This window comes from Streptomyces sp. CB02923 (assembly GCF_001905005.1).
Classification (GTDB): domain Bacteria; phylum Actinomycetota; class Actinomycetes; order Streptomycetales; family Streptomycetaceae; genus Streptomyces.
In genome coordinates this window covers 843,122-866,812 of record NZ_LWKZ01000012.1, presented here as the reverse complement: position 1 = coordinate 866,812, position 23,691 = coordinate 843,122, and the positions used below count along the sequence as shown (strand labels likewise).

21 protein-coding genes and 1 pseudogene are annotated in these 23,691 nt (G+C 72.9%); 15 read left to right on the top strand and 7 right to left on the bottom strand.

Annotation, left to right across the window (positions count from 1 at the left end; genetic code table 11):
- The first annotated feature begins 196 nt into the window (after positions 1 to 196).
- Positions 197 to 733: a GNAT family N-acetyltransferase gene (locus tag A6A06_RS15450; protein ID WP_073761751.1), complete on the top strand. Its 537-nt coding sequence runs from the start codon at positions 197 to 199 to the stop codon at positions 731 to 733.
- 71 nt (positions 734 to 804) lie between these two features.
- Here the strand turns inward: A6A06_RS15450 and A6A06_RS15445 are convergent, their stop codons facing one another.
- A complete protein-coding gene (locus A6A06_RS15445; RefSeq protein ID WP_073761750.1) occupies positions 805 to 2,856 on the bottom strand; it encodes an MDR family MFS transporter in 2,052 nt (683 codons plus the stop codon).
- Between the two features lie 625 nt (positions 2,857 to 3,481).
- Between A6A06_RS15445 and A6A06_RS15440 the strand changes: the two genes are divergently transcribed.
- Complete coding sequence (locus A6A06_RS15440; protein WP_073761749.1) at positions 3,482 to 4,123, top strand: peptidoglycan-binding domain-containing protein; 642 nt, start codon at positions 3,482 to 3,484, stop codon at positions 4,121 to 4,123.
- Positions 4,124 to 4,381: 258 nt separating this feature from the next.
- A complete protein-coding gene (locus A6A06_RS15435) occupies positions 4,382 to 5,044 on the top strand; it encodes an HAD-IA family hydrolase (RefSeq protein WP_073761748.1) in 663 nt (220 codons plus the stop codon).
- A gap of 123 nt (positions 5,045 to 5,167) precedes the next feature.
- Here the strand turns inward: A6A06_RS15435 and A6A06_RS15430 are convergent, their stop codons facing one another.
- A complete protein-coding gene (locus tag A6A06_RS15430; RefSeq protein ID WP_073761747.1) occupies positions 5,168 to 5,749 on the bottom strand; it encodes a TMEM165/GDT1 family protein in 582 nt (193 codons plus the stop codon).
- A gap of 240 nt (positions 5,750 to 5,989) precedes the next feature.
- On the bottom strand, positions 5,990 to 6,748 hold the full coding sequence (locus tag A6A06_RS15425; protein WP_073761746.1) for an ABC transporter permease: 759 nt from the start codon (positions 6,746 to 6,748) through the stop codon (positions 5,990 to 5,992).
- Between the two features lie 363 nt (positions 6,749 to 7,111).
- On the opposite strand from A6A06_RS15425, the gene A6A06_RS15420 reads away from it, so the two are divergent.
- The 3 genes from A6A06_RS15420 to A6A06_RS15410 all read left to right on the top strand — a co-directional run bounded on the left by A6A06_RS15420 (position 7,112) and on the right by A6A06_RS15410 (position 10,623).
- Positions 7,112 to 7,756, top strand: coding sequence for an HNH endonuclease family protein (locus tag A6A06_RS15420; RefSeq protein ID WP_073761745.1), 645 nt, complete (start codon positions 7,112 to 7,114; stop codon positions 7,754 to 7,756).
- A 318-nt stretch (positions 7,757 to 8,074) separates the two neighbouring features.
- Positions 8,075 to 9,823, top strand: a complete 1,749-nt coding sequence (locus A6A06_RS15415) for an alkaline phosphatase D family protein (protein ID WP_242440748.1) — start codon at positions 8,075 to 8,077, stop codon at positions 9,821 to 9,823.
- A gap of 326 nt (positions 9,824 to 10,149) precedes the next feature.
- Entirely contained in the window at positions 10,150 to 10,623 is a 474-nt protein-coding gene (locus A6A06_RS15410) for a DoxX family protein (protein ID WP_073761744.1), read from the top strand.
- 154 nt (positions 10,624 to 10,777) lie between these two features.
- On the opposite strand, the gene A6A06_RS15405 is transcribed toward A6A06_RS15410, so the two are convergent.
- Positions 10,778 to 11,563, bottom strand: a complete 786-nt coding sequence (locus tag A6A06_RS15405; RefSeq protein ID WP_242440747.1) for a superoxide dismutase family protein — start codon at positions 11,561 to 11,563, stop codon at positions 10,778 to 10,780.
- A 286-nt stretch (positions 11,564 to 11,849) separates the two neighbouring features.
- Here A6A06_RS15405 and A6A06_RS15400 point away from each other — a divergent pair, with 286 nt between their 5' ends.
- Entirely contained in the window at positions 11,850 to 12,515 is a 666-nt protein-coding gene (locus A6A06_RS15400) for a DedA family protein (protein WP_073761743.1), read from the top strand.
- A gap of 205 nt (positions 12,516 to 12,720) precedes the next feature.
- Positions 12,721 to 13,320 (top strand): GNAT family N-acetyltransferase, encoded by a 600-nt coding sequence (locus A6A06_RS15395; RefSeq protein ID WP_073761742.1) that lies wholly within the window; start codon positions 12,721 to 12,723, stop codon positions 13,318 to 13,320.
- 134 nt (positions 13,321 to 13,454) lie between these two features.
- Here A6A06_RS15395 and A6A06_RS15390 read toward each other — a convergent pair whose 3' ends face one another.
- Positions 13,455 to 14,387, bottom strand: a complete 933-nt coding sequence (locus tag A6A06_RS15390) for a universal stress protein (RefSeq protein ID WP_073761741.1) — start codon at positions 14,385 to 14,387, stop codon at positions 13,455 to 13,457.
- A gap of 147 nt (positions 14,388 to 14,534) precedes the next feature.
- On the opposite strand from A6A06_RS15390, the gene A6A06_RS15385 reads away from it, so the two are divergent.
- Entirely contained in the window at positions 14,535 to 15,821 is a 1,287-nt protein-coding gene (locus tag A6A06_RS15385) for a methyltransferase (RefSeq protein ID WP_073761740.1), read from the top strand.
- 160 nt (positions 15,822 to 15,981) lie between these two features.
- Positions 15,982 to 16,602 (top strand): annotated as a pseudogene (locus A6A06_RS15375) (nucleoside/nucleotide kinase family protein); the annotation flags it as partial.
- A 232-nt stretch (positions 16,603 to 16,834) separates the two neighbouring features.
- Here the strand turns inward: A6A06_RS15375 and A6A06_RS15370 are convergent.
- Positions 16,835 to 18,406 (bottom strand): glycosyltransferase family 39 protein, encoded by a 1,572-nt coding sequence (locus A6A06_RS15370; RefSeq protein WP_079194028.1) that lies wholly within the window; start codon positions 18,404 to 18,406, stop codon positions 16,835 to 16,837.
- Positions 18,407 to 18,527: 121 nt separating this feature from the next.
- Here A6A06_RS15370 and A6A06_RS15365 point away from each other — a divergent pair, with 121 nt between their 5' ends.
- The 4 genes from A6A06_RS15365 to A6A06_RS15350 all read left to right on the top strand — a co-directional run bounded on the left by A6A06_RS15365 (position 18,528) and on the right by A6A06_RS15350 (position 22,462).
- On the top strand, positions 18,528 to 19,850 hold the full coding sequence (locus tag A6A06_RS15365; protein ID WP_199930886.1) for a glycosyltransferase 87 family protein: 1,323 nt from the start codon (positions 18,528 to 18,530) through the stop codon (positions 19,848 to 19,850).
- 199 nt (positions 19,851 to 20,049) lie between these two features.
- Complete coding sequence (locus A6A06_RS15360) at positions 20,050 to 20,661, top strand: MarR family winged helix-turn-helix transcriptional regulator (RefSeq protein WP_073761739.1); 612 nt, start codon at positions 20,050 to 20,052, stop codon at positions 20,659 to 20,661.
- The gene (locus A6A06_RS15355; protein ID WP_073761738.1) at positions 20,658 to 21,545 is read left to right on the top strand and encodes an alpha/beta fold hydrolase; all 888 of its coding nucleotides are present in this window, start codon (positions 20,658 to 20,660) and stop codon (positions 21,543 to 21,545) included. The genes A6A06_RS15360 and A6A06_RS15355 overlap by 4 nt, the downstream gene beginning before the upstream one ends.
- 125 nt (positions 21,546 to 21,670) lie before the next feature.
- A complete protein-coding gene (locus tag A6A06_RS15350) occupies positions 21,671 to 22,462 on the top strand; it encodes a hypothetical protein (protein ID WP_073761737.1) in 792 nt (263 codons plus the stop codon).
- 102 nt (positions 22,463 to 22,564) lie between these two features.
- Here A6A06_RS15350 and A6A06_RS42780 read toward each other — a convergent pair whose 3' ends face one another.
- Positions 22,565 to 22,969: a zf-HC2 domain-containing protein gene (locus tag A6A06_RS42780; protein WP_242440744.1), complete on the bottom strand. Its 405-nt coding sequence runs from the start codon at positions 22,967 to 22,969 to the stop codon at positions 22,565 to 22,567.
- A gap of 61 nt (positions 22,970 to 23,030) precedes the next feature.
- Here A6A06_RS42780 and A6A06_RS15340 point away from each other — a divergent pair, with 61 nt between their 5' ends.
- A complete protein-coding gene (locus A6A06_RS15340; RefSeq protein WP_073761736.1) occupies positions 23,031 to 23,648 on the top strand; it encodes a sigma-70 family RNA polymerase sigma factor in 618 nt (205 codons plus the stop codon).
- The last annotated feature ends 43 nt before the right edge of the window (positions 23,649 to 23,691 follow it).

Genomic DNA, 23,691 nt, shown 5'->3' with positions numbered 1-23,691 from the left:
GAGGGAGAGGGGGTGGGATCGGGGAGAGGAGCGGGGCAGCCCGGCCCGTAAATCGGGGGTGGCAGCCCGGCTCGTCAATCACGGGCAGCAGTCCGACCCGTAAATCGCGGGCGACGGTCCAGCTCGTAGATCACGGGCAGCGGTCCGACCCGTAAATCGCGGGCGACGGGTCCGGCTCGTACCGCACAATGCCGCCATGACTGACGTTGCCACCGGACTCCGTACCGGGACCTGGGATCTCACGGTCGAGCCCGATGACTCGCCCGCCGCCACGGCCCTGTTCCGTGAGTATTACACCGAGGTCGCTCAGCGATACCACACTCTGCACGGGTGGCCGCGGATCACGTCCGAGGAGATCGACGAGGGCGTGGCGGAGTATCCGACCGGCCAACTCGTGCCGCCGGGCGGTGCGTTGTTCATCGCCCGGCAGGCGGGCGAGGCCGCCGGGTGTGCCGGGCTGCTGCTCATCGACGGCGGGCGTACGGCGGAACTGAAGCGGGTGTTCGTCCGCGAGCCGTGGCGCGGTCGGGGCGCGGCGGGCGTGCTGATGCGTGCCGTCGAGCGGCGTGCGGCGGAACTGGGCGCCGAGCGCCTCCGGCTGGACACCCGGCGGGATCTGACCGAGGCCGTCGCGCTGTACCGCGCGTACGGGTACGCGGAGATCCCCGCCTATAAGGAGGACCGGTACGCGGACCTGTTCTTCGAGAAGCGGGTGATGGGCAGCGGAGGCTGACGCGGGTGGAGGGGGACGGGTGGACTGGGACGGGTGAGAGAAGGCGGCTTCGGCTCGGCGGAGTGCCGGATTCAGTGCGGCGTCGCCGGTGGCCGCCGCTTCCGCGCGTCGCCGTGGTGCGGGCTCTCCTCGTCCGAGCCGCACAGTTCCGTCGTCAGCTCGTCGACCAGTTCCGTGAGGTCGGTCGGCCGGTCCTCGGTCCACCAGTCCCCCAGCAGTTCGGCCAGTGACGCGCGGCGGGCGGTGGCCAGCCGCTCCGCGACCGTACGGCCCTTGTCGGTGAGGACCAGCGGCAGCCCTTCCCGTACGGCCAGGCCGCGCTCCTCGATCTGCCGGGTGGCCTCGGCGATCACCCGGATCGGCACGATGCTGCGTTCGGAGAGCAGTGCGGGCTCCACCGAGCCGTAGCGGTTGATGCGCAGCAGCATCCAGCTCGCCGTGGGCTTCAGGTCCAGCCCGGCCTTCTCGGTGATCCGCTCGTAGACCGCCTTGCGGCCCTCCAGGCTGCCCAGCTTGGACAGTGCGCGGCAGACCTCCTCGTACGAGGAACGGTGTACGGGGTTCGAGGAGAGCACCTCGGAGGTGTCGGGTGCGGTGACGCCGCGGCGCAGCGGCTCCTCGCGCAGGAACCAGGCCAGGACGAAGGCGATCAGCACGACCGGGACCGCGTAGAGGAAGACGTCGGTGATGGAGGTCGAGTAGGCGTCGAGCACGCCGGACGCGGCGTCGGGGGGCAGCTGTCCGACCGTCCGCGGGTCCTCCGCGATCCTGGACGGGTCGGTGCCGGGCGGCAACTGCTTGCCCGCGAGGGCTTCGGCGATGCGGGGCCCCAGCTTGTTGGCGAAGATCGTGCCGAAGATGGAGACGCCGAAGGAGGAGCCGATCGAACGGAAGAAGGTGGCGCCGGAGGTGGCGACGCCGAGGTCCCGGTAGTCGACGGCGTTCTGCACGATCAGCACCAGGACCTGCATGACCAGGCCCAGCCCGAAGCCGAAGACGAAGAAGTACAGGCTCATCACGGCGGTGCCGCTGGACGGGCCGAGCTGGTGCAGGAGCAGCAGGCCGACGGCCGTGACGGCGGTGCCGGCGATGGGGAAGAGCTTGTAGCGCCCGGTACGGCTGACGATCTGCCCGGACCCGGTCGAGGACAGCAGCATGCCGATGACCATCGGCAGCATGTGCACCCCGGACATGGTCGGGGAGACGCCCTGCACCACCTGGAGGAAGGTCGGCAGGTAGGTCATCGAGCCGAACATCGCGAAGCCGATGACGAACCCGATGACCGCGGTGAGGGTGAACGAGCGCAGCCGGAACAGGCGGAGCGGCAGGACCGGTTCGGCGGCCCGCCGCTCGACGGCGACGAACACGGCCAGCAGCACGAGCCCGAGCACGCCGAGGCCGATGATCTGCCAGGAGCTCCAGCCGTAGCTGACGCCGCCGAGCGAGGTCATCAGGACGAAGCAGGCGGCGACCGCGGCGATCAGGACGGTGCCGGGGTAATCGATGCGGTGCGGGGTGCGGCGGACCGGGATGTGCAGCACCGCGGCGATGACGGCCAGCGCGACGATCCCGATGGGTACGTTGATGTAGAAGACCCAGCGCCAGCTCAGGTGGTCCACGAACAGGCCGCCGAGCAGCGGCCCGAGCACGCTCGTCGCACCGAACACCGCGCCGAACAGGCCCTGGTAGCGACCGCGGTCGCGAGGCGGCACGATGTCGCCGACGATCGCCATCGACAGCACGATCAGTCCGCCGCCGCCCAGCCCCTGCACCGCGCGGAACGCGATCAGCTGCGGCATGTCCTGCGCGATGCCGCACAGCACGGACCCGATCAGGAAGATCACGATGGCGGTCTGGAACAGCCGCTTGCGCCCGTACTGGTCGCCCAGCTTGCCCCACAGCGGGGTCGCGGCGGTCGAGGCCAGCAGGTACGCGGTGACCACCCAGGACAGGTGGTCCAGGCCGCCGAGGTCGCTGACGATGGTGGGCAGCGCGGTGGCGACGATGGTCTGGTCGAGTGCCGCGATGAGCAGGCCGAGCAGCAGCGCACCGATCGCCACGAGGACCGTCCGGCGGGACTGTCCCTCGCCGGGGACGGCCGGAGCGCCGGTGTCCTGCGCCATGAGCGTCTCCCTTCGTCCGGGCGGGGGCGGGCTTCCTTCCATCCTGTTCGTTTCGGTGGGATACGGCCTGCTGAGGGGCGTGGGGGCCCGGTGGCTGCCGGAGGCTCCCTGTGCAGGAAGGGACCGAACCGGGATAATCACTGACCGATCGAGGGCTTCAGGAGGGGGAACGCTCGTGACGGCTGAGACCTGCCCGCACTGCTCGGCACCCGCGCGCGACGACGGCCGCACGAGGTGCCTGTGCGAGGCGGCCGGCGCCGAGGACTTCGATCCTTTGCGGGTACGTCCGTACGTGCGGCTCCCGGAGGGGGCGGACGCCGCCGGGGCTGCGGCGGGCGCGGCGGCGGAAACGATGCGCCCCGAACCGCGTCCCGCGCCGCGGTTCGGCTCCCGTACGGTGCCGCCGTCCGGGTCGCGGACGGGGGCGCGGGCGGCGGCGCGGACGGCGCGGTCCGGGTTACGCGCGGGCTCGGGCTCCGGCGGGCCGGGTGGGCCGCAAGCCGGTTCGTACGCTGGTTCGCATTCCGGCTCGCATTCCGGCTCGCACGATGATTCGTGCGCTGATTCGTGCGCCGATTCGTATGCCGGTTCGCACGCCGGGGTGGAAGCGGGCGGGGAGGCCGGGGTGGAGTCCGGTCCGTACGGTGCCTCCCGCCGCCGGAGGAAGCAGGCGGCCCTGGCCGCCATGGCGGTCTCCGCGGCGGCCCTGGCCGCGGGCGCGGTGCTGCTCAGCGGCGCGCTGCTGTCCGACTCGGACGAGGACCATGCCCTGCCGCCCGACCACCGGCACATGCCCAGCGCCGCTCCGGCACCGGGCACCGGCGGCGACAGCCTCGGCGGCGGCCCAGGCCGCAGCACCGCGCCGCCGTCCACCGTTCCCACACCGTCTCCTCACCGGGTGAGCCGGGCGCAGCCGCCGCCCAGCCCGCCCGGCGCCCCGTCCCCGTCACCCAGCCCTTCGACGGCCTCGCACACGGCCACGGCGTCCGGCAGCATCACCAGCGCGCCGGAGAGCCGTGCGCCGAGCAGTCCGCCGGGCGGGCCGATCGTGCTGCGGGAGGGGGCCAGCGGGCCGGAGGTCGTGGAGCTGCAGCGGCGGCTGGAGCAGGTGGCCGTGTACCCGGGCCCGGAGGACGGCCGCTTCGGCTACGCCGTACGCGAAGCCGTCGCCTCCTACCAGCGGTTCTACGGGCTACAGCAGGACCCGTCCGGTGTCTACGGGGTGCAGACCCGCCGGTCGCTGGAGGCCCGTACGGTCGAGCCGTGAGGCGGGGGTCGGGGGCATGGGGCCGTGAGGCGGGGACCTGAGGGCCGGGGGCCGGGGCTGGGGACCGGGACCGGGGACCGGGGCCAGGGCAGGGCCGGAGACCCGGGGCGCGCCGCTGCGGTGCGCGCCGTTCGAGGGGGCGGTTGACCACCGCCGGGGTGCTCTTTGTATCGTGTAGGAACAAAGTGGTTCCGCCCGCACTCCCTGACCGGCGGGCGGAGCCGCTTGACTCTTTCCTCAGCGCCCAGGAGCCCGCCGATGCCGGCAACGACCACGCTCATAGCCCGCGCCCTGCTGCTGGACATGGACAGCACCATCGTGAACTCCGAGGCCGTCGTCGAGCGCTGCTGGCGCCGCTGGGCCGCCGAGCAGGGCCTGGACGCGACCGAGGTGCTCAAGGTGGTGCACGGCCGGCAGGGCTGGGCCACGATGGCCGCGCTGCTCCCCGACCGCCCGGTGGAGCTGAACCACGAGGACAACCGGCGGATGCTGGCGCAGGAGACCGCCGACGTCGAAGGCGTCGTGCCGGTCCCGGGCGCGCCCGCCTTCATGGCCGCCCTCGCCACGCTCCCGCACGCGCTGGTGACCTCCGCCGACATCGCCCTCTCCGACGCCCGTATGGGCGCGGCCGGGCTGCCGATGCCGGCCGTACGGATCACCGCCGAGTCGGTCAGCGCCAGCAAGCCCGACCCCGAGGGCTTCCTGAAGGGCGCGGCCGAGCTGGGGTACGCGCCCGAGGACTGCGTGGTCTTCGAGGACTCCGAGGCGGGCATCGCGGCCGGGCGGGCGGCGGGGATGCGCGTGGTCGGCGTCGGCGAGCGGGCCGGGGCCTTCGGTCCCGACGTCCACGTACGCGACCTGGAGCAGATCCGGGTCGAGGCGCTCGCGGACGGGTCGATCGCGCTGCACGTCGAGGGCTGAGCGGACGGGTGGGGCCACCGGACGGTGGCCCCTGGTCCTCGGCCGTGAGCCGTGAGCCGTGAGCCCTCAGCCGTCACCCCTCAATCTTTCAGCGGTCAGCGGTCAGCGGTCAGCGGTCAGCGGTCAGCCCACGATCGCCTCGTACAGGCTGAACCCCGCCAGCAGCACCATCACCCCCGCCGCCACCTTCGTGATCAGCTTGAGCGGTACGTACTTCATGAGGGTGCGGCCGCCGAGGATGCCCAGGCCCGCCACCGCCCACAGGGCCAGCACCGCGCCGACACCCACCGAGACCGGGTCGTCGTAGCGGGCGGCGAGGTTCGCGGTCATGATCTGCGTCAGGTCACCGAACTCGGCGACCAGGATCATCATGAAGCCCGCCCCTGAAACCTTCCAGAAGCTCTGGTCGGCGGGCTTCTTGACCTCTTCCTCGTCCTCGTCCTTCTTGAAGAGCAGGACCGCCGCGCCGGCGAGGAAGAGCACGCCGACGACCGCCTGGACGAGGCGGTGCGGGAGCAGGGACAGCACGCTGCCCGCGGCGATGGCGAGCGCGACGTGCACGGCGAAGGCCGCGGCGACGCCGACGAAGACGTACGAGGCGCGGTAGCGGGTGCCGAGCATCAGCCCGGCGAGGGCGGTCTTGTCCGGCAGCTCGGCCAGGAAAACGACGCCGAAGACGACGGCGGCGACGGTGAAACTGAACACGGGGTGTCTTACCTCGATCGGTCGGGCCGCACCGAGGGGCCCGGAAAAGGGGTCGCTTCGGCACGGCAGCGTCCCTTGCGCAGACGTGTGTCTGCGCAAACACTGCGGCCGAAGGTCTCGCTGGCGCGGCAGGGACACCGGTCACCTGTCGCGCTCCGGGCGCCGGCCCACCGCGGGCGGCCTGTCACCTGGGCGGTGACGGCCGACGGGCGGGCAGTATGTCGACGGTCCGGCGAAGAGCTACTCCCCTTCTGCTGTGACCAAGGGTACGCGGTGCAGCCGCCCGCGGGCCACCAGCTCCAGCACCACCGCGACGGCCGCGGCCTGTACGGCGAGCAGGGCGACGAGCACGAACATCTGCACCGCGCCCGCCTGAACGGGTGAGGCGCCGCCGAGCAGCATCCCGACGAATGCGCCGGGGAGCGTGACGAGTCCCACGGTGCGGGTCTGGTCCAGGCCCGGCAGCAGCGCGTCGGACGCGGCCGGGCGGGCGACCTCCATCCGGGCCTCCCGGTCGGGCAGGCCCAGCGCCAGCCCCGCCTCCACCTCCCCGTGCCGCGTCTCCAGCTCGTCCAGGGCCCGCCGCCCGCCGAGGACGGTGGCGGTGAGGGCGCCGCCGATGAGGATGCCCGCGACGGGGATGAGGGTGATGCCGCGCGGCGGGACCAGGCCGGTGAGCAGCAGGGCGCCGACGACCGGGACGACCCCGGCGGCGAGGGGCGCGGCCGCCCACCACCAGGTGCGGTTCGGGGTGAGGCGGCGGCCCGCCGTCCGTACGGCGACCGTGAACATCAGTACGAGGAAACAGAGCAGCCAGGGCACGGACCGTACGACCCAGCCGATGAGGTACGAGACGGCGGCGAGCTGGAGGGCGGCGCGCAGGCCGGCGAGGGCGATGGCCCGCGCGTGGCCGAGACGGGCGAGCGCGGCGACGGCCACGGCGGCGGCCAGCAGGGCGGCGAGGACGACCGCGAGGGTGGCGTTGACCGGCAGCAGCACGCGCTCACTGTAGGGCAGCCGTGGATGTGTGCGGCGCGTGCGCCACGGCGGAGGGAGGCGTTCCGTACGGCGGAGGCGGGCATTCCGTACGGCGGAGGCAGGCACTCCGCGCGACGGAGGCGGGCGTGCGCCACGACGGGGGCGGGCGTTCGATTCGGCGGAAGCGGGCGCTCCGGAGAGGGCGCACGCGCCCGCGCGCGCCGCGTCCCGGTCCGCCGGGGGCGGGTGACGTCATGTCAACCCCTTGAACTGACGTGGGCATGTCGTCACTCTGTTACCTGGAGCCCGTCCGGTGGTAACCCCACGGCGCCACCATGGACTCCGTCCCGCACCTCAACTTCCCCCCACATACAGGGAGTTACGATGCCCAAGGTCTACGCGCGTCGCGTATCGGTCGCCGCCGGTTCCGCCGCCGCTCTCGTCTGCACGCTGGTGCTCGGCACCCAGAGCGCCCAGGCGGCGCCGCCCACCCCGCCGGACGCCGCCACGGCCCGTACGTACCTCGCCCAGATCAAGGAAGCGCCCCAGGGCTCGCAGGACGGCTACAGCCGCGACAAGTTCCCGCACTGGTCCGACCAGGGCAAGAACTGCAACACGCGCGAGGTCGTGCTCAAGCGGGACGGCGAGAACGTACAGACCGACGGCAAGTGCGCCGCGACGAGCGGCACCTGGAAGTCGGCCTATGACGACGGCGTGTGGACCAAGGCGTCCGACGTGGACATCGACCACGTCGTACCGCTGTCGGAGGCGTGGAAGTCCGGCGCCTCGAAGTGGACGACCGAGCGTCGCAAGCAGCTGGCCAACGACCTCACCCACTCGCAGCTGATCGCCGTCACCGACAACGTGAACCAGGAGAAGGGCGACAAGGACCCGGCCAAGTGGCTGCCGCCGAAGACCTCGTACCACTGCACCTACGCTCGGATGTGGGTGTCGGTGAAGCACGAGTACGGGATGACCGCCGACTCGGCCGAGAAGGCGGCGCTGAAGAAGGTCCTGGACGGCTGCTGAGCACCGTCGAGAGCTACTGATGAATGGTTACTGCCGCGGTCGGTCGGCCCTATTCGGAGGCTGCCGCCGAGGGCTGCCACTGAGGGCTGCCGCCGAGGGCCGCCCGCGAGGACCTGCCCGGGGCTGCCGCCGAGGGGCGCCCCTGAGCGGGTCCTCAGCAGGACCTGATCGGCTTGTGACCGAATAGGGCAACCGTACGACCGGATGGCTCCGTCTTTCTCCGGGAGGAGGCCGGAGCTGTCCCGTCGCCCTGCGACCGGCTCCTATCCTCTGAGCACAGACGTACGGGCACCGGCCCGTACGAGGGGAGGATCGCCGATGGCCGTGCTGCTCCTGGGGCCGCTGCTGCGGTACGTGGACGAGATCAGCGCGACGGTGTGGGTCGAGACCGACCGGCCCTGCGAGGTGCACGTCCGCTGCGAGAACGGCGCCGGCGGTGCCGAACGCACGTGGCAGGTGGGCGGGCACCACTACGCGCTGGTGCCCGTCGCCGGGCTAACGCCGGGCAGCGAGACCCCGTACCGGGTCCTGCTGGACGGCGGGCAGGTCTGGCCGCTGCCCGACAGCCGCTTCCCGGACAGCACGATCCACACGCCCGCGGCCCCGGGCGACGATCCCGCGGACCAGCACCTGCGCGTCGCGTTCGGCTCCTGCCGCTGGGCCGCGCCGCCCGCCGACTCGCACGACCCGGTCGGCCCGGACGCCCTGGACACCCTCGCCGCCACGCTCGCCGCCGATCCCGCGCGACAACGCCCGGACGTCCTGCTCCTGTTGGGCGACCAGGTGTACGCCGACCAGACCTCGGACGCGACCGCCCAGCTGCTCGCCGCCCGCCGCGACACCTCCGAGCCGCCCTGGAAGCAGGTCGCGGACTACGAGGAGTACACCCATCTCTACGCCGAGTCCTGGCTCGACCCCGAAGTGCGCTGGCTGCTGTCCACCGTCCCCAGCTGCCTGATCTTCGACGATCACGACGTCATAGACGATTGGAACACCTCCGCCGCCTGGCAGACCCGGATGCGCGCGACCTCCTGGTGGCGGGAGCGGCTGCTGGGCGGCCTGATGTCGTACTGGGTGTACCAGCACCTGGGCAACCTCTCCCCCGCGGAGCTGGAGAAGGACGAGCTGTACGCCCGCGTCCGCGCGCTGCCGGACGGCACGGACCTGGTACGGGAGTTCGCCGCGGCGGCCGACGCCGACCCGGGCTGCGCGCGCTGGAGCTACCGCCGCGACTTCGGCCGCGTACGGCTCGTCATGATCGACACCCGCGCCACCCGCGTCCTGGACGAGGGGCGGCGGGCGATGCTCGACCCGGCCGAGGCGGAGTGGCTGCGCGAACAGATACTGGCCGACCACGGCGCGTACGACCACCTGCTGATCGGCAGTTCGCTGCCCTGGCTCCTGCCGAACCTGATCCACGACGCGGAGGGGTGGAACGCCGCACTGTGCGCCGGGGCGCGCGGCGCGCGCTGGGCACGCCGGAGCGAATCGCTGCGACAGCGGGCCGACCTCGAACACTGGGCGGCGTTCCCGGAGTCGTTCGCCGCGCTCACCGACCTGCTCGTCGAGGCCGGTTCGGGCGACGCGGCACCGGCGACGGTGTGCGTACTGTCCGGAGACGTGCATCACGCGTACGTGGCCGAGCCGCACTGGCACGACGGCTCCGAGCCCGCAGGGCGCGTACTCCAATTGACCTGCTCGCCCGTGCACAACAGCATCCCCGCCACCATGCGGGCCGGCTTCCGCTTCGGATGGAGCCGCCTCGGCCGCCGACTGGGGCACGCACTGGCCCGGCACGCCCGGCTGGACCGGCCGTCGATCGGCTGGCGCCGTACAGGAGGCCCGTGGTTCGGCAACCAGCTGATGACTTTGACGCTCAACGGGCGTGCGGCGCGACTGCGGCTGGACCAGGCGCAGGACGGGAAGAGCGGGAAGGACGGGAAGAGCGGGAAGGACGGGAAGGACGGGAAGGACGGGAAGAGCGGGCAGAGCGGGAAGAGCGGTGGGGTGCGGCTGGTCTGCGCGTGGGACGAGGTGCTGACGGGGCGCCAGGAGCGGGACGGGTAGGCGTTGGGGCGGCTGACGGAGGGGCCCAGAGACTTCTGGGGCTTCTGAGGCTTCAGGGACCCCCGTGACCTTCGGGGCCACCATGGCCTTCGTGGCCCTCGTGACCCCCGAGGCTTCAGGGCACTCCGGAGCCTTCGGTGCCGCCCAGGACCGGATTCGGTGGCCCTTACAAGCACAAGTGCCCGGCACGCAGGCGACACTTCACGCCATGACCATTTTCGGCCAACGGCCGGAAGTGGCCAGATGTTGAACTTGCAAGTACCGTTTAGGCCTCCCTAACCTTTCCCCTTGTCGGTTCCCGTCCCCGAAACCGCAGGAGTCACTTCATGTCCGCTCACTCTCCGGTGACCGAGTTCACCGAACGAATCAAGCCGCACGTGCTCTCGCTCTTCCGCATCGTCACCGGACTGCTCTTCGCCTGCCATGGCGCGTCCTCGCTGTTCGGCATCCTCGGCGGCGCGATGGGCAAGGGTCTGACCGTGCCCGCGGGCACCTGGCCCGGCTGGTACGCGGCCGTCATCCAGCTCGTCGGCGGCGTCCTGGTGATGCTGGGCCTCGGCACCCGCGGCGCGGCGCTGATCAGCTCCGGCTCCATGGCGTACGCGTACTTCTCCGTGCACGCGGGCCAGTCCCTGTGGCCGCTCCAGAACGGCGGCGAGCTGTCCGTGCTGTTCTGCTGGGCGTTCCTGCTGCTCGTCTTCACCGGCCCCGGCACCTGGTCGCTGGATCGCCTGTTCTTCGGCGCACAGCAGCCGGCCGAGGCCACGGCGGGCGCCCAGCGCGAGCCGAGCGCGGCCTGACGCGAGCCCGGCGGCCTTCCCGGCTGCCACCCGGCGATGAGCGGCGGCCCCCGGTGTGCACCGGGGGCCGCCGCTCGTTCGTACGGGCCGGGATCGGGCCGGGCCGGGTCGGGACCAGGCCGGGTCGGGTCGGGTCGGGCCGGGCGGGGCGTCGTCAGAAGATCTTCGACAGGATGCCCGAGACGGCCTTCGCGGCCTCCTTCGACTGGTTGAACGGCACGGAGTAGCACGCCACCACCCGGCCGGCGGTCCCCGCCACCCCGGCTCCGGTCGCGGTCCGCCGCTCGTGGATCACCACGGACCGCGCCTCGCCCGACCGGAAGCGCCAGGCGTGCCGGGACTCGGCGACCCCCTCACCGCGCTCGTTGGTCGTGAAGTCCAGCCAGACCTCGTTCCTCGGGTTGGCGTAGGCCGGGTTCACGGACGGCGTGCGCGGGTCCTTGCGGTGCTGGTAGTGCGGCCCCGAGGAATCAGGGCGGACACCGCACGTACCCGTGTGGACGTGTGCTCCGTAGGTGCGGTTCGCCACCAGGTCGGCCACCCGCAGGCCGACCCGGGTCCGCTTGCCGTCGGCGCGCTCGCTGACCGTGACGCGGGAGTTCACCGGCACCAGCCTGGGGTCATAGGTCAGCGCCCGGCTCAGCATCGCGCCGTTCGGCTTCGTGAACTGCGCCGCGATCGTGACGGAGTAGTCCTGGTTCACGGTGTTCTTCGTGACCTTGTCGCCGTCCGCGGCCGCGGCCGCCGGTGCGAGCAGGAGTCCGCCCGCCGTGGCGAGGACCGCCACGGAGGCGCCTGCCGCCCTGGCTGCCGCCCTCGTCCGCGGCCCGCCGCTCCCGGCCCGCTCCCCGGCCTGCGCCCCGGCCGTGGCCCGCTTCTCGTCCGCGGGCGGTTCCGCCGCGCTTCCCGGCGTCGTCGATGGCTCCCTCAACCTCTGCATCCGTGTCTCCATTCGTGTGCCGTTCCGCTCCGGAGCACCCTGTTTGCGCGCTTCACAAGGCACTTATATCGGCACATACCATTCCCAAAGCTGCGCTCTTTTGCGCCACGGCCGGAGCAGACGGGTGACCGTGTCGCCCGGGGTGGTTCCTCAGGGGTGTGAAGCCAACAACACCGTCCGCCCCGGAACGTCACCGTGGCCACGCCAGGCGTACGCTGTATGGCGGTATAGCCGCCCCAGCCGCCGATGCGACGTCGCGGCAGGGGTTCGGACCGGGAGAAGGACGTTGTTGGAAAGCCTGGGGCCGTTGAGCGGCACCCCTTGGGTCTACGCGATCGTCGGTCTCTCCGTACTCCTCGACGTCTTCGTGCCGATCCTGCCCAGCGGCGTTCTGGTGATCACCGCGGCCACCACGGCCGCGGGCACCCGCACCGCGGCCGGCGCGGTGGGCGTCTCCAGTTCCGTTCGCGGTGACGCCGACCTGGCCGAGATGCTCGCCCTGGTGCTGTGCGCCGCGACCGCCTCCGTACTCGGTGACATGGTCGCCTACCGGCTCGCCTGGCGCGGCGGCGACCGGTTCGACCGCGCCATCGCCCGCTCCCGCCGCCTGACCGCAGCGCAGGAACGACTCGGCGCGGCACTGATCCGGGGCGGCGGCGGCATCGTCGTCCTGGCCCGCTTCGCGCCCGCCGGACGCTCGGTGGTCAGCCTGGGCGCGGGGGTCGCGCACCGTACGATCCGGGAGTTCCTGCCGTGGTCCGCGCTGGCCGGGCTGGCCTGGGCCGTGTACGGGGTGAGCCTGGGTTACGTGGGCGGCCAGTGGCTGGGCGCGTCGTGGATCAGCGCTGCCGTGTCGGTGTTCGCGCTGTTCGCGGCGGGGTCGGCGGCTGTCTTCCTGATGCGCAGGCCGGAGCGCCGGGCGGCGGCGTTCCCGGCGGCGGGCACGGACTGACCGGCTGTCCGGCTGTCCGGCTGTCCGGCTGTCCGGCTGTCCGGCTGTCCGGCTGTCCGGCTGTCCGGCTGTCCGGCTACGGGCCGTTACCGCAATGCAACGGTCCTGATCACCGGCTACCGGCCACGTACCGGCCGACCGGATTCCGCCCTGCGGGGGACGGGTCCGGGGCCGGATTGTCAGACCCCGGTGCGACCATGTGGGTATGAACAACTGGCAGTGCCGCCCCGAGACTCCTGAGGACATCCCGGCCGTCCGCCGGGTCAACCTCGCCGCCTTCGAGACCGCCGGCGAGGCGGACCTCGTGGACGCGCTGCGGCGTGACCCGGCGGCCTGGCTGCCGGGCCTTTCGTACGTGGCCGGGCCCGCCGCCGGGTCGTACGTGACCGAGTCCGCCGCCGGGCCGTCCGGCCGCGCAGCGGCGCCCGCGCCCGAGGCCACACCCGTCGACGCGCCCGTCGCCACACCCGTCGTCGCGCACGCACTGCTCACCCGCTGTCACATATCCGGCGAACCGGCCGTCGCTCTCGCGCCCTGCGCCGTGCTGCCCGAGTACCACAAGCAGGGCGCCGGCAGCGCCGTCATCCGCGCCCTGCTGGACGCGGCCCGGGCGGCCGGCGAGCGGACGGCCGTCGTGCTGGGGCACCCGCCGTACTACCCCAGGTTCGGCTTCGAGCCCGCCTCCCGCTTCGGCATCCTGCCGCCCCAGGAGTGGCCGGACGAGGCGTTCCTGGCACTGTCCCTGGACGGCGGCGCGCCCCCGCGCGGCACCGTGCGCTATGCGGAGGCGTTCGGCATCGAGTGAGGAGGGGGGCCGGGAGGCAATGGGGGCTGATCCTGATGGCTCTGATGGCTCTGATGGATCTGCCGGCTCCGTCTCCCCTGCCGGCTCTGTCTCCCTTCCTTCCGCTCCTCTTCCTCCCGTTCCTCTTCCTCCTGCTACTCCCCCTGCTCCCCTTCCGTGCTCCGCTCCGGCTCCTCCGGGACGACCGCTACCGGGCACACCGCGTGCAGCAGTACGGCATGGGCGACCGAGCCGAGCCGGCGGCCGACGGGCAGGCGCCTGCGGTGCCGGGCGACCACGACCAGGTCGCTGGCCTTGGACGCCTCGACGAGCTGCCCGGCCGCGTCCGCGCCCCGCAGCTCGACCGTCACCGGCACTTCGGGGTGCCGCTCCCGGTGCGGCGCGAGCGTCTGCGTCACCTGCTCGGCCAGCGCGTTCTCGTACTCCTGCTGGGTGCCTTCATAGGCCGCCACGTATTCGAAGGCCGGCGGGGTCAGCATCGGCCAGGCATAGCCGGAGACGACCTTGAGCCGCGCATCCCGGCGGCTCGCCTCGGCGAAGGCGAAGCCGATCGCGCCCGGCTCGTCCGAGGAGGCGTCGACGCCCAGCGTGACCTGCGGCGGGCTGGGGCGGACCACCTCGCCGTCCGGGCCGAGTTCGGCGCCGGAGCGGTCCGGGCGCGGTACGACCACCACGGGCCCTTCCGAATGCGCCGCGCACGCCATGCCGTTCGAGCCGAGCAGCAGGCTGGCGAAGCCGCCGCGCCCGCGCGAGCCGAGCACGAGCAGCTGCGCCTCGGCACCGAGGGCGGGCAGCAGGGTGTCGGTGAGCCCGCTGAGACTGCGGAATTCGATGCCCGGCAGACCGGCCGTGTCGGCCTGCCCGTCCAGCGTCTTGCGCAGTTCGTCCAGGACCGGGTCGCCGATGCCGGATTCCGCCGCCGCACGGCCCTCCGAGGTGACGTACGGCCAGACGTGTACGACCTGGAGCGGCGCGGAGCGCAGCCGGGCCGCCTCGATCGCCCAGCGCAGCGCGCGTTCGCTGTCGGGAGATCCGTCCACCGCGACAATGACCGGCAGGGTGTCCATATACGCCTCCATACGACCAACAGCGTGTGCTATGCCCAACTATTTCCATACTCCTACCCCGTGCGGCCACGGCGACAGGGGACAAAGGTCCCTCCCCGGCACGGAGTAGAGTCGAACGTCACTTCTCAGCCCCTTACCTGGGACGCAATGAACACACTTCAGGCCCCGCAGGCCGTCACGTGGACCGAGGCCGGTGCGAACCGCTCCGCGCGCTGGCGTTCCGAGAGCGGCACGCCGGCGCCCCGCCGGGTGGTCGTCGCGGACGACCGTACGAAAGCGGACGACGCCTACAAGCTCGCCTGCGAGGGCACCGCGCTGCTGTGGCGCGGCGACTTCCACAACGCCCGTCAGCTGCTGACGGCGCTCGCCCGCCGTATCGACCGCCGCCCGCGCAAGCGGCCGCCGGCCGACCCCGCCCAGGCCTTCCACCAGCACCGGGCCGCGCAGAGTCAGCGCTCCCGCATCCTGGGCATGCTGCTGGTGCCCCTGGACCCCGGGTACGGCCTCGCCCTGCGCCGCGCGCCCGACGTCCGGGAGGCGTGCGTCCAGGCGTACGGCCCGGATGACGCGGGCGGCCCGGATGGCCCGGACGGCCCGCGCGGCCAGAACGATGCGAATTGCACGGATGGCGCGGATGGTCCGGATGGCGCGGACGGCCCGGACGGTGCGAGGGGCGGGCGCGATGACGCGGATTCCGCCCTGCCGCTGATCGTTTCGCTGCGCGAACTGCTCGGTGTGATCGGCGCGTACGAATGGCGCAGAAACGGTGTGGGCATTCCGGCGCTCGGCGGCGACCGCGTCCACCCGTACTACGGCGTCTTCTCGCCGGTGCGCGGCGAGTACGTCGACCTGGTGGCCCGCGCACCGCTCCCGTCCGTCGCGGGTCCGGCGTTCGACATCGGTACCGGCACCGGAGTCCTGGCCTCGGTGCTGGCCCGGCGCGGCATGGACCGGGTCGTGGCCACCGACCAGGACCCGCGGGCGCTGGCCTGCGCGCGGGAGAACACCGAACGGCTGGGGGTGGCCGACCGTGTGGAGGTCGTGGAGGCCGATCTGTTCCCGGCCGGACGCGCGTCGCTGATCGTCTGCAACCCGCCGTGGGTCCCGGCGAAGCCCACCTCCCCCGTCGAGTACGCGGTCTACGACCCGGGCAGCCGCATGCTCCTCGGCTTCCTGAACGGCCTGGCCGCGCACCTCGAACCGGGCGGCGAAGGCTGGCTGATCCTCTCCGACCTCGCCGAACACCTGGGGCTGCGCTCCCGCGCCGAGCTGACCGCCGCGTTCGACGCGGCGGGGCTGACGGTGCTGGACCGCCTGGACATCCAGCCGCGGCACCCCCGCGCCCGCGACGCAGCCGACCCCCTGCATGCGGCCCGCGCCGCCGAGGTGACGTCGCTGTGGCGGCTGGGGGTGGTGGGGATGGTGGGGGCGTGAGCATGGGAAAGCGTGCGCACATGAGCACGTGAGCACGTGAACTTCCGTGCCCGGGGCCGGGCACCGAGCACCGAAGCACCGAAGCACCGAAGCACCGAAGCACCGAAGCACCGAAGCACCGAAGCACCGAAGCACCGAAGGAGGATCAGGGACCGCGATCATGGAACCGCAGCAACTCACCGCACGTGCCCGGCGCCTTGCCGCCTCCGCCACCCCGGACCGCCGCCGGATCCTCGGCATCGCGGGGCCGCCCGGCGCGGGCAAGTCCACCCTGGCCGCCCGCCTGGTGTCCGAGCTGGCCGGTTCGGCGGCGCTCGTCCCCATGGACGGTTTCCACCTCGCCGAGGCGGAGTTGCGCCGCCTGGGGCGCACGGACCGCAAAGGCGCCCCTGACACCTTCGACGCCGCCGGGTACGCAGCCCTGCTCGCGCGGCTGCGTACCCCCGCGCCGGACACCGTCGTCTACGCCCCGGCCTTCGACCGCCGCATCGAGGAGCCGGTGGCCGGCAGCATTCCCGTGGCGCCGGGCGTGCCGCTCGTCGTGACCGAGGGCAATTACCTGCTGCTCGACGAGCCGTCGTGGGCGCGGGCCAGGGACTGCCTCGACGAGGTCTGGTACGTGGATCTGGACGACGCGGAACGGGTGCGGCGCCTGATCGACCGGCACGAGCGCTTCGGGAAACCGCGCGCACTCGCCGAGCGGTTCGTACACGCCTCGGACGAGGCCAACGCGCGCCTGGTGGCGGCCGGGCGGGAGCGCGCCGATCTGGTCGTCGGATTCGGGCCGGAGGCGGAGGCGGGGGCGGGGGCGGAGCCAGGGCAGAAGCCGGGGTCTGAGCCCGAGCCGAGGCCGGAGCCGGGGCAGGAGCCGAGGCCAGGGCCGGAGCCGAGGCCAGGACCGGGACCGGAGCCGAGGCCAGGGCCGGAGCCGAGGCCAGGGCCGGAGGGGTAGGCGTAGATGCAGGCGTAGGCGGAGGCGTAGGCCGAATCGGTCTCGCGGCGGTCGGTTTCCGTCACCGCGTCTTCTCGTAGACCTCTATGCGGCGGCCGACGCTGTCCGTCCGGTCGGTCCGCTGGAAGTGCTGGTCGAGGACGCGGAGCTTCTCGGCCTCGCGTACCGGGGCCGGGGGCGCGGCGCGGCGGGTGTCGGTGACGACGATGATGCGGGACTTGGCCAGCATCGCGGTGCGTATGTGCTCGGCGCTGCTTTCGACGCCCTTGATGGTGGCGGAGGCCGCCGGGTCCTCAGCCAGCGCGAGATCGTCCAGACCGGTGAACGCCGACGGCGTCACCAGCGCCGTGTCGCGGCGCGCCGCCGGTATGAACACCACGCCGTCGCCCGTGTGCGCGGCAGCCGCGACCCGGTCGGCCGCCCGCAGCACGTCGTCCGCCCGGCTCTTCGGCTCACGCAGGCCGGTCTCCACGGGCAGCAGCGCCACGAAGGCCAGCGCCGTGACGCCCGCGAGCAGCGCCCACGTACGGAACGGGAGGGCCTGGACGGCCGCGGCGATGCCCACGCCGAGGAGCAGGGCGAAGCCGATGTTCGTGTAGAGGACGTAGCGGTCGAGGTAGACGGGCTCCACGACGACGGAGGTCAGCAGCAGGCCGCACTGCGGCACGGCGAGCAGCGGCAGTCCCACGGAGGCCGGTGACAGGGGCGCGCGGCCACGGCCGGGGTACGGAACCCGAGCGCACACCAGCGCCACGAGCAGCAGAACGGCGATGCCCAGCAGCGTGGAAACGGCGACGGGCTTGATCCACGACACCTGGTCCGACTGGGCCCGGCTGGCCTGGATGAGGGGCAGCGCGCCCGCCAGCACCACAGCGGCGGACACCGACCAGGGCGCCAGCAGGGAACGTTCACCGCGGCGGCGGGCGATCAGCACCGTGACGGCGTGCGCGGGCAGGGCGAACAGCGAGAACCAGTTCAGCAGGGCCGTGATCAGCATGATCGCGACGTACCCCGCCCAGTGCAGCCGGCGGCGGCGCGCGGTGGCCGACGTACGGGATGAGGCGTGCGAGGCGCTCACCAGGAGCTGGGTGGCCATCGCCGTACCGGCCGTGACCAGCGCGTATGCCCGGCCCTCCTGGGCGTAGTGCTGGATGTTGGGTATCAGTGCGAGCGCCAGTCCGGCGGCGAGGCCGGCCCACGGCCCGGCGAGGCGGCGTCCGGCCGCGGCGGTGGCGGCAGCGGCCGCGGCGACGGCCAGTACGGACGGCATCCGGAGCACGGCCGGGCCGGTGCCGAAGAGCTCGAACACGCCGTGCATCAGCACGTAGTAGAGGCCGTGCACGATGTCCACCTGGCCGACCATGTCCCAGATCTCCGCCACCGAACGCTGCCCGACCTGCCAGGTCACGGCCTCGTCCCGCCACAAGCTGTCCTCCCGCCGGATGCCCCACAGGCCGAGCGCCAGCCCCAGCAGCGCGGGCAGCACCGGCACGGCGAGCCGCACGAGCGCGGGGGCGGAGCCGGTGGACGCGGAGCCGGAGAGTGCAGAGCCGGTGGACGCGGATGTGGTGGAGGCGCCGCGTTGCGCGGGAAGGGCGGTTACCGGTGTGGCGGGGGCGGCTTCAGCGGACATGACGAGGACTCTACACTGCACGTATACACCAGATGTATACGCCTCGTGTGCAGTCCACTGCCTGCTCAACTTCGCAGGTGCCGGGGTGCCGTCCCACCCGTACGAACGGAGCCCCGGCACAGTGCTCGACCAGACCGCCGCCCCGACCGCCGCCCCGACCGCCGTCCAGGCTGCTGACCGGACCGCCAGCCGGGCCCCCGGCCCCCCTCACCTCGATGCCGCCCCCCGCACCCGCCCCCGAAAACGCACGGCGCTTCTGCCGCTGCTCGCCGTCTGGTTCCTCTCCCGGCTCTGGCTGGTGCCGGCGGCGCTGAAGATCAGCCCGTTCGTGGGCGGCGGCGGCCTCGATCCGTCCGTGAGCAAGGTCTACACCGGCTGGTACGCGGTCCTGAGCGGCGGCAGCTTCCCGCTGCACGACGTGAGCTGGCAGTACCCGCCCGGCGCGGCCCTGCCGATCCTGGCCCCCGGCCTCGTTCCCGGCCTCGGTTTCGGGCACGCCTTCATCGTGCTGGCCGCCCTGTGCGATGCCGCGATCTTCGCGCTGCTCCTGTGGGCGGCGCGGCGCCGCGGCCGTTCCCTGGCCGCGCCCTGGCTGTGGACCGCGGGTCTGGCCGTACTCAGCACCATGCCGTGGAACCGGTTCGACCTGCACGTGACCGCCCTGGCGATGCTCGCCCTGGTGGCCGCGTCCGCGCAGCGCGTCCGGGCCGACCGGGTCTTCGGCGCCGTGACGGCGGTCGCCGCCGTCATCAAGGTCTGGCCCGCGCTGCTGCTCGCCGGTACGTCGCGGGGCCGTCGCACCCGTACGGCCTGGACGGCCGCCGCCGTCACCGGCGCCGCCGTGACCGCCGGATTCGCCCTCGCCATGCCGCACGCGTTCGCGTTCCTCTCCGCCCAGGAGTCCCGCGGCATCCAGATCGAGTCGGTCGGCTCCCTGCCGTTCCATCTGGCCCGGCACCTCGGCTGGAGCGGTACGTGGGCGGCGAAGGACGGGTCGCACGAGTTCGTCGGACCGTGGGTGAGCGGGGTCAGCATCGCCATGCAGGCGTCGACCGTGCTGGCCTTCGGCTGGCTGCTGTGGTGGCGGCACCGTTCGGACCGCGCCGCCGCCCGGGTCCTGCCGGACGCCGCGCTGACCGCCACGCTGCTGTTCGTGGTGACCAGCCGGGTGATCAGCCCGCAGTACATGGTCTGGCTGCTCGGCCTGGCCGCGGTCTGCCTGCTGCGGGGCGACACCACCCAGCGCCCGGTCGCCCTGCTGATCCTCGCGGCCTGCCTCTTCACCACGCTGGACTTCCCGCTGCTGTACCGCGGGCTGCGGGACGACGCGTCCTGGCTGTCCATCGCCAACCTCTACGTGCGCAACCTGCTGCTGCTCGCCGCGGCCTGGCTGTCCGCCCGCCGCCTGTGGCACGGGACGGTGCCCGCACGCCACCCTTCCTGACGGGGTGACGGGGTGGCGGGGTGACGGGGGCGGGCGGCAGGAAGCGGGTGGCAGGGGGCGGGCGACGGAGCGGCGAGGTGGCGGGGATGCCGGGAACTTCGGCGCGCTCTCATCCGTACATTCAGCGGATTCCGCGGAACCCGCGCGGTTTTCCCGGTTGTGGCACGTTCAGTGACACCGTCGATGTCATCATGACACCATGAGTGTCACCGAAGGCAGCGCGGACTCCGCCGAGCACCTCGCGTACGAGGTGATCCGCCGCCTCTGGCCGCTGCACCGGACGGTCGTACGCGCCGTGGAACGGGAACTGGCGGGTACGGGCCTGACGGCCGGTCAGTACGCGCTGCTGGACGCCCTGCGCGCGCAAGGCCCGCGAACCGTGCCGGAGCTGGCCCGCGCCCTGGAACTGGACCGGCAGCCGGTGCAGCGCTGGGTGAACCACGCGACGGAACTGGGCCTGCTGGAGTCCCTCCCCAACCCCGCCCACCGGCGATCCCCCCTGATCCGCCTCACGCCCGACGGCTCCGAGGTCATGAACTCCCGCCGGCAGTCCGAGGCGGCCGGACTGCGACGCGCGCTGGCCGGAGTGCCGGCCGCCGACGTGGCCACCGCGCTGCGTGTGCTGGACCGCCTCGGCGAGGAGTTCCGGGCACCGGCCCGGGACGATCCGGCACACCCGCCCCTCTCCCCGGCGATCCCGGCGACCCCAGCGGCCCCGGCAGCCCAGGCACCCCAGGCACCCCAGGCACCCCAGGCACCCCAGGCACCCCACCCGACACCAGCACCCCACACAGGACGGCACGGAGCATGACGACCGAAGAAATCCAAGAAGCGCACAGCGGCGTCTGGCCCGGGGTCGAGGTCGAGAACGACACGGTCCCGGTCGAGAACGGTGAGCTGTTCTACGAGGCGGCGGGCACCTGCGCCGAGGGCGACCCTTCGGTGGTGCTGCTTCACGGCGGGATGCTCGATCAGCGCATGTGGGACGAGCAGTTCACCTGGCTCGTCCGGTCCGGTCTGCGCACGGTCCGCTACGACGCGCGTGGCCACGGCCTGTCCTCCACCGTCGACGGCGACTACGCCAACCATGAGGACCTGCGCACCCTCCTGGACCACCTCGGCATAGCGAGCGCCATCCTCATCGGCCTCTCGCACGGCGCACGCATCGCCCTGGACATGGCGCTCGCCCACCCGGACCGCGTCTTCGCGCTGGCCCTGGCGTCGCCCGGGGTGAGCGGCCGGGCCTTCACCGACCCGTTCCTCCTGGAGCACATCAAGGAGCAGGTGGCCGCCGTCACCGATGAGGAGGACGGCACGGAGCGCTACATCGAGCATTTCCTGCGCATGTGGGTGGACGGTCCGCACCGCGGCCCCGACGCCGTGGACCCGGCCCTGCGCGAGCGGATGCGGGCGTCGGCGGACGCCAACGTGGTCGTGCACGCGGATGGTGCGGGCGCCGGTATGCCGATCGAGGTCGGCGCGTACGAGCGGCTGGCGGAGATCCGCGTACCGACCCTGGTCCTGGACGGTGATCTGGACAGCTCCGACATCTCCGCCAACGCCCACGCCATCACCCTCGCCGTGCCCGGCGCCCAGCGGGTACGGATTCCGGGCGCGGCCCACATGGTGAACCTGGAGAACACCAGCCACTTCGACCACGCCCTTCACGGGTTCCTCTCAGGGCTGCCGTACTGAGCCCTGCGCGCCCCCTTGCCCGCCACCCACCACCCGCAACAACCCGCGCCCCGCGGCCCCGCGCGCGCTCTGCACCCCGCCCCTGCCGTCCGGCGTCCGAGACGGGGTGCAACGATGAGCGGGTCATGATTGCGGGGCGTGTTCTCAGGGGCTTGCGGGCCGGGGCGTTCGCGGCGGTGTGTGTGCTGCTCGCCGCCCTCGGCCACGCCCTGATGTCCGACGCGCCCGTGCCCTGGTGGGTGTTGCTCGGCGCGCTGGCGCTAACGGCCTGCGGGGCGTGGTGCCTCGCCGGACGCGAACGAGGGCCGCTGTTCGTGACCTCGCTGACGCTGGCGACGCAAGCCGCACTGCACTCCGCCTTCTCCTTCGGCCAGTCGGTGGCGGCCGGGATGTCCGCCGCCGGCACCGGAGGCGAGCAGGCGTCCCTGGCCCAGCGGTGGGCGGCCTCGCTGATGTGCGGCACGCTCGGCCCGATCCCGCAGCACGAGGCCGTACGGATGCTGCACGACGCGGGAGTCGGACGGCGGTACGGCGAGGCCATGGCCGAGATGCAGGGGATGCAGGGGATGCAGGGGGCTCATGGGATGCACGACATGCACTCCATGCAGTCCATGCACTCCCTGCATGACATGCCGGGCATGGGCGGCAGCATGACCGGCATGGTCGCTGCGCACGTGCTCGTCGCGCTGCTGAGTGCCTGGTGGCTGTGCGGCGGCGAGCGGGCGGCGTTCCGCGTCGTACGCACCGTCTCCGTACGGCTGTTCGTGCCGCTGGTGCTCGTCCTGCGCGCGATCCTGCCGGTGCCGCCCCGGCCTGCCCGCCCGGTACGCCGCGAACCCCGGCAGCCGCTGCGGCGGCTGGTCCTCGTCCACGTCATCTGGCTCCGTGGCCCGCCCCGGGAGACAGCTGTCTGCTGACAGCACGGTCACACCCAGGACTTGCCACCTCTTACGCCAAGCCGCGTGCCTCGTGCACCGCGCCGCGTACTTCGTGGTCCCAGGTCCTGGTCCTGGTAATCGTCACCGGTCCCGATCGCCGTCGCCCCTTGTGTCCGCGGCCGGGCCGGATCTCCCGAAGGACTTCTGATGATGACTCCTGTCCTCGCCGTCGCCGTGCGCGGCGGACCGCCGCAGCCGGTCGAGCAACCCGTCCGACGCCAAGGCACCCGACGCCAGGGCACGCGGCTTCAGGGCGTCCGACGCCAGAGCACCCGGCGTCAGAGTGCCCGGCGCATCCGTGGCATCGGCCGCTTGTCGCGCGGCCGCCGAGGTGAGCTGCTGCAGCCGGGCGGCCCGCTCCGACCAGAGACGGCAGTCCGCACACCCCGCCAGGTGGGCGTCGAGCAGCCCGCCCGTGACACCCGGCGGCAGCTCTTCACCGTCCAGGCGGGCGGACACGGCGGTTCGTACGCGCGAGCACTGCATGCCCCCATCCTCCCCGACATGCGCAGCCTCGGCTCCGCGGCCAGCGACAGGGAGGTGCGGCGTGCGCGATGACGGCGCGGTGACGGCCTGGGCCCTGGCGGCCCGTACGGGAGACGAGACGGCCGTGGAACGGTTCGTCCGCGCGACACAGCTGGACGTACGCCGCTACGTCACGCACCTCAGCGGCGACGCCCAGGCCGCGGACGACCTGGTGCAGGACACGTATCTGCGGGCCCTGCGCAGCCTGCCCCGTTTCGAGGGGCGGTCGTCGGCCCGTACCTGGCTGCTGACCATCGCACGCCGGACGGTCGCCGACCGGCTCCGGTCGATGGCCAGCAGGCCCCGGCTCGCCGGGACCGACGACTGGCAGGCCGCGGTGGAGCGGGCGCAGCCGCGTGGCGTGCCCGGTTTCGATGAAGGCATCGCCCTCGCCGAACTGCTGTCGGCGCTGCCCGCGCCCCGCCGGGAGGCGTTCGTGCTGACCCAGTTGCTGGGCCTGCCGTACGCGGAGGCGGCGGTGATCGCGGACTGCCCGGTGGGGACGGTGCGTTCCCGTGTGGCGAGGGCCCGCGAGACGCTCGTGGCGTTGCTGGCGGAGGAGGAAGGGGAGGCGTACGCCGGGCGCCTGCCTGCGTCGGCGCGCGCCCGCGTGCCTGTGCCAGCGGGTTCCGCTGCCTGAATCGGCCGGTTGAAGAATCCGGGACCTGGGGCTCGGGGCCTGG

Excerpts from the sequence above, each read along its gene's own strand:
- A6A06_RS15360 (WP_073761739.1), top strand. The coding sequence starts at position 20,050 with ATGAGTGTCACCGAAGGCAGCGCGGACTCCGCCGAGCACCTCGCGTAC.
- A6A06_RS15410 (WP_073761744.1), top strand. The coding sequence starts at position 10,150 with ATGTCCGCTCACTCTCCGGTGACCGAGTTCACCGAACGAATCAAGCCG.
- A6A06_RS15390 (WP_073761741.1), bottom strand. The coding sequence starts at position 14,387 with ATGGACACCCTGCCGGTCATTGTCGCGGTGGACGGATCTCCCGACAGC.
- A6A06_RS15350 (WP_073761737.1), top strand. The coding sequence starts at position 21,671 with ATGATTGCGGGGCGTGTTCTCAGGGGCTTGCGGGCCGGGGCGTTCGCG.
- A6A06_RS15355 (WP_073761738.1), top strand. The coding sequence starts at position 20,658 with ATGACGACCGAAGAAATCCAAGAAGCGCACAGCGGCGTCTGGCCCGGG.
- A6A06_RS15370 (WP_079194028.1), bottom strand. The coding sequence starts at position 18,406 with ATGTCCGCTGAAGCCGCCCCCGCCACACCGGTAACCGCCCTTCCCGCG.
- A6A06_RS15435 (WP_073761748.1), top strand. The coding sequence starts at position 4,382 with ATGCCGGCAACGACCACGCTCATAGCCCGCGCCCTGCTGCTGGACATG.
- A6A06_RS15405 (WP_242440747.1), bottom strand. The coding sequence starts at position 11,563 with ATGCAGAGGTTGAGGGAGCCATCGACGACGCCGGGAAGCGCGGCGGAA.
- A6A06_RS15415 (WP_242440748.1), top strand. The coding sequence starts at position 8,075 with ATGGCCGTGCTGCTCCTGGGGCCGCTGCTGCGGTACGTGGACGAGATC.
- A6A06_RS15385 (WP_073761740.1), top strand. The coding sequence starts at position 14,535 with ATGAACACACTTCAGGCCCCGCAGGCCGTCACGTGGACCGAGGCCGGT.
- A6A06_RS15445 (WP_073761750.1), bottom strand. The coding sequence starts at position 2,856 with ATGGCGCAGGACACCGGCGCTCCGGCCGTCCCCGGCGAGGGACAGTCC.
- A6A06_RS15450 (WP_073761751.1), top strand. The coding sequence starts at position 197 with ATGACTGACGTTGCCACCGGACTCCGTACCGGGACCTGGGATCTCACG.
- A6A06_RS42780 (WP_242440744.1), bottom strand. The coding sequence starts at position 22,969 with ATGCAGTGCTCGCGCGTACGAACCGCCGTGTCCGCCCGCCTGGACGGT.
- A6A06_RS15395 (WP_073761742.1), top strand. The coding sequence starts at position 12,721 with ATGAACAACTGGCAGTGCCGCCCCGAGACTCCTGAGGACATCCCGGCC.
- A6A06_RS15420 (WP_073761745.1), top strand. The coding sequence starts at position 7,112 with ATGCCCAAGGTCTACGCGCGTCGCGTATCGGTCGCCGCCGGTTCCGCC.